Source organism: Collinsella sp. AF23-2, assembly GCF_003459245.1.
Taxonomy (GTDB): domain Bacteria; phylum Actinomycetota; class Coriobacteriia; order Coriobacteriales; family Coriobacteriaceae; genus Collinsella.
The window spans coordinates 1-4170 of record NZ_QRVG01000040.1 but is presented as its reverse complement, the minus strand read 5'-3'; the positions used below and the strand labels follow the sequence as shown (position 1 = coordinate 4170).

Genomic DNA, 4170 nt, shown 5'->3' with positions numbered 1-4170 from the left:
TGGTCGAAGTGCATGATCTCGATCTTCTCGGTCTCCTTCATGTGTGTCCTCCCATCACATGTGCGCAATTCTATACATCGCGCTTCTTGCTGATACCAATTATAGCCATACGATTGCTTGTTATTTAATACCAATCCAAACTCACGGAGATTTGCGGCGAACGGTCGGTTTCCTCGCCCGAGTGGTATTACAACGCCAATAGTTGTCTATTTCGAGCGCTACTGCCAACGGGTTCCCCACAACTCGCCAGCTATAAAAGCGTTGCGCCAGACCCGCCCAAGCGTTTCCGGCGCAACCGTGCAGTTTAGTTATTCGGCTTCCATCTCCGCTGTCACACGGCGATACATCTCGATAACCTGAGTCGTCGCCTTGGACGGATCCTGATAGTAGCGGCCGTCACACGTCTCGGCCGAGACATAGCCCGTATAGCCGTGGCGCATGAGTGCCTCGAGGTCGGCACGCATATCACGCTCGCCGTCGCCCCAGGCAAGATGCGTCGTGCCACCGCCCACATCGACAAAGTGGGTGTGAACGATCTTGTCGCCCAAAACCTCAAAGTAGCCGTCGATTGTGTCGCCGGCAACTTCCATGGCGCCAAAGTCGATACATGCCTTCAGGTTGGGGCGATCGACCGCCTCGAGGATGCGCGCGACATCCTGTGCGGTGTTGACCAACACGGACTCCGACGGCTGCAGGGCCTCGAGCGCGACGCGAATACCGCGCGTATCGGCGTAGTCGCACACCGAGCGCAGCATGGCAACGCTGCGGGCCCAGGCGTCCTCAGCCGGCTCGTCCAGATAGGCCCAACCACTCGTCACCAGAATCTGCGGCACGCCCAACTCAACGGCAACGTCGATCACATTCTTAAAGTACGAGAGGATGCGTTTTTGGCCCGCCTCACCGCGCACCGCGACGTTCCACGGCTTGGGGTTGTTCTGCTCGGGGCACACGCACACGATCTTGATACCGTATTGGGCGGCAAGATCGCGAATCTTATCCACCGAATCGTGCTCATGGCAATCCACATACAGGTGCATCGAGCCGGTCCACAGCTCGATATTGCGATAGCCGGCCTCACCTGCAGCCTTAAAAAACGTCTCGATGCTGTAGTAACGATGGTTGATGTTCATGAGCGAAAGCTCGGGTACGACCATAGCCCTCCCCTTTCGTACGGAGTTTTAAAAAACAGGGGGCCGCCGCAGATGCGACAAGCCCCCCAAAGATCGACGCAACCGTTAGACGCGATGGAAGCGCGATTCGAACATATTAGGCAAGCACGCCAAAGTAAGCGCCGATAATGCCCACGACCATGGTGCAGAGGATCAGGACCATCGGGTTGATCTTCTTGGAGAGCAGCCAGTAGTAGAGCCAGAAGGCGGCCATACCGAGCATACCGGGCATGATGCCGTCCAGGATGTCCTGGAGAGTCTGGGCGGAGTCGCCCTGACCGATGGCGATGGGCAACGAAGCCCAGAACATGTCCTTGCTCATGGCGCCGACGACCATAACGCCGACAATGCCGACGCAGGCCATGATCTTTTGCATCAGGCCGGTCTTCTGAGCCTCGTCGAGGAAGCCAATGCCTAGCTCATAACCCTTGATAGCGCCAAAGATACGAATCAGGAACGCCGGGATGTTGTAGACGAGCAGGAAGGCGATGGGGCCAAAGACGTTGCCGGCCTGGCACAGGCTGATGCCCACGGCAGCGGCGACGACGCGCAGGGTGGACAGGAAGAAGGAGTCACCCAGGCCGGAAAGCGGACCCATGAGGGCGGCCTTGATGTCGTTGACGCTCTCGGGCTCAACCTCGCCACGAGCGACCTTTTCTTCCATGGCCATCGCGATGCCACCCACGAAGGGAGCGAGCTGCGGGGTGATGTTGAAGAATGCGCTGTGACGGTGCAAGGCCTCGGCGTAATCATCGGGACGGCCGGCATAGATCTTCTTGAGCATGTTGGCGACCATCAGGCAGAAGGCAATGTTCATCTGCTTGTAGTAGGTCCAGGAGAATTCCATGCCCAGGGCGCCGGTGTTCACGGCGCTCTTAATGAGGTCGGAGCGAGTAATCTGGTTCTCGGAATTAGAAGTCATCGTCCTCATCCCCTTCCACAGAAAGCTGGGACTGGGCGCCACCAAGGCCCAGCAGGTCGTACTTGTCGATGCCGATGATGATTGCGATCAGGGCGACGCCGAGGACGGGCACGTTGGCATAGGAGCACAGCAGGAAGCCCAGGAAGTAGAACGGCACGAGCTGCTTGGTAAGCACCAGACGGCCGAGCATGGCGAAGCCCATGGCAGGCAGGATGTTGGCTGCGACGCCAAAGCCATCGAGGACGAACGTCGGGATGAAGTCGAGCAGGCCCTGAACAGCGTCGGCACCCAGATAGAAGGAGACCGAGCACAGGATAAAGGCCAGGACGACAATCACGAGACCGATAATCCAGTGCATAGCGTAGATACCCTTGAGGTTACCCTTGCTGGCAAAGACGTCGGCACGGTCGACCAGAAGGGGCATACCGGCGTTGACGACGTTCTTAATGGCCAGGCACAGAGTGGCGATGGGCATCGCGAGCGCGATAGCGGCCTCGGTGCTCTGACCCAGCTGAATAGCGAAGGCGCAGGCGAGCACACCGCCAATACACTCATCGGGCGGCACGTAAGCGCCGATGGAGATTGAACCCATGAAGAGCAGCTCGAGGCTCGCACCGATGGCGAGGCCGGACTGCAGGTCCCCGAGGACTATGCCGACGAGCGGGCACAGAACGATCGGGCGGAACGCATAGAGCGTACCGAGCTGATAATCGAGCTTACCGAAGGCAGCGATAAGTCCGATGAGGATCGCTTGAACAAGCATTGTTCCTCCCTTTGATCCCTCTTGGATCCGCGCGGCGATTCCCGACTTGTCAGCGCGCCCTTTTCCATGCCGACAATCGCCTAGACAGATCCAGCTTGTACCGGTGTGCTGTTAACACCTAAACCGGTGCAAATGATTTGATACCAATTATATAGTCATGAGAAAACTATTTAATACCAATCGCTCAACGGGCGTGTACTCCCGGTGAACGGTAGATGGGGGTAACGGGTAAAGCGTTTATCCGGTACGCCCACGAATAGGGGCGGCGCCGTGCGCGCCGCCCGTGGTTCCCAATTAGAGGGCGCTTAGGGCATCGACCTTGGGGTCGTCGGCCAGAGCGCGAATCTCGACCTCGACACCGCGGCCGACGAGCTCACGAATGTCCTCTTCCTCGGCAGCAGTCACAAAGATCTGGCGGGAGATCTTACGGGCATCGGGACGCTGCTCGTCCTTGGACTTGGTGTTGCCCAGGTTGATGGAGGTGATCTGCGGGCAGCCGTCGACAAGCTGCTTGGCCTCGGCGATGCTGGCGACGCAGATGATCATCTTGTACTTATCGGTAACACCGGAGTTGATGGCCTCGATGGCGTGCTCCATGTCCTTGATGACGAGCTTGACGTTGGCCGGCTTTCCCATCTTGAGCGTAGTCTTCCAGACGGGATCGTTGGCAACCTTGTCGCCAACGCAGAAGATGCAGTCGGAGCCCAAGCCCTGGACCCAAGAGACGGCCACCTGGCCATGAAGCAGACGATGGTCGACGCGAAGCAGTTGAATCATGATTGACCCCCAAAGGTCTCATGCCGGAAACCCGGCCCCATTAATAGCAGGCGGTGACTAGAACTCTTCCTCGTCATCCGCATCGGTCAGCAGGTCGTTGACAAACTTGACGCGCGTGTCGTCAGCCGCGAGGATCTCGCGGATAACCTGATCGGCGGGAGCCTCCTGGTCCGAAAAGAGCAGCTGGATCAGCAGCGGCAGATTCATGTTGGCAACCAGGTAGGCGTTGGGGCGCGTCTGGACGATCTTGGTGAACTCGTTGTTGACGCTGCCGCCAAACAGGTCGGTGCACACGATTACGTCGTCGGCGGGGTCGAAGGTCGCCAGGAGCTTGGCGGCCTCCTCGGCGACGTCGGTGCGGCCGTCGACAAACATCGACAGGTCGTGGACGTTATCGCGCGCGCCCGAGAGCAGCTCGGTGCTCTCTTTGATGCCGGTCGCAAAATGCGCGTGGCTGGCAAAGATGTATTGCCTCATTGCGGTTTCCCCCAAATGAAATTAGTAGTCGAACTGGTGGTAGTAGCGGCGGTACTTGAGGT

General features: G+C 58.4%; 5 protein-coding genes. All 5 read right to left on the bottom strand.

Annotated elements, in window-relative coordinates:
* Positions 1-308: 308 nt before the first annotated feature.
* Positions 309-1154: a sugar phosphate isomerase/epimerase gene (locus tag DWY03_RS09870; protein ID WP_117770651.1), complete on the bottom strand. Its 846-nt coding sequence runs from the start codon at positions 1152-1154 to the stop codon at positions 309-311.
* A gap of 112 nt (positions 1155-1266) precedes the next feature.
* A complete protein-coding gene (locus DWY03_RS09865) occupies positions 1267-2091 on the bottom strand; it encodes a PTS system mannose/fructose/sorbose family transporter subunit IID (RefSeq protein WP_197032845.1) in 825 nt (274 codons plus the stop codon).
* Complete coding sequence (locus tag DWY03_RS09860) at positions 2081-2854, bottom strand: PTS sugar transporter subunit IIC (RefSeq protein WP_006235882.1); 774 nt, start codon at positions 2852-2854, stop codon at positions 2081-2083. The genes DWY03_RS09865 and DWY03_RS09860 overlap by 11 nt, the downstream gene beginning before the upstream one ends.
* Before the next feature lie 294 nt (positions 2855-3148).
* Positions 3149-3631 (bottom strand): PTS sugar transporter subunit IIB, encoded by a 483-nt coding sequence (locus tag DWY03_RS09855; RefSeq protein ID WP_055252644.1) that lies wholly within the window; start codon positions 3629-3631, stop codon positions 3149-3151.
* 57 nt (positions 3632-3688) lie between these two features.
* On the bottom strand, positions 3689-4108 hold the full coding sequence (locus DWY03_RS09850) for a PTS sugar transporter subunit IIA (protein WP_117821542.1): 420 nt from the start codon (positions 4106-4108) through the stop codon (positions 3689-3691).
* Positions 4109-4170 lie beyond the last annotated feature (62 nt).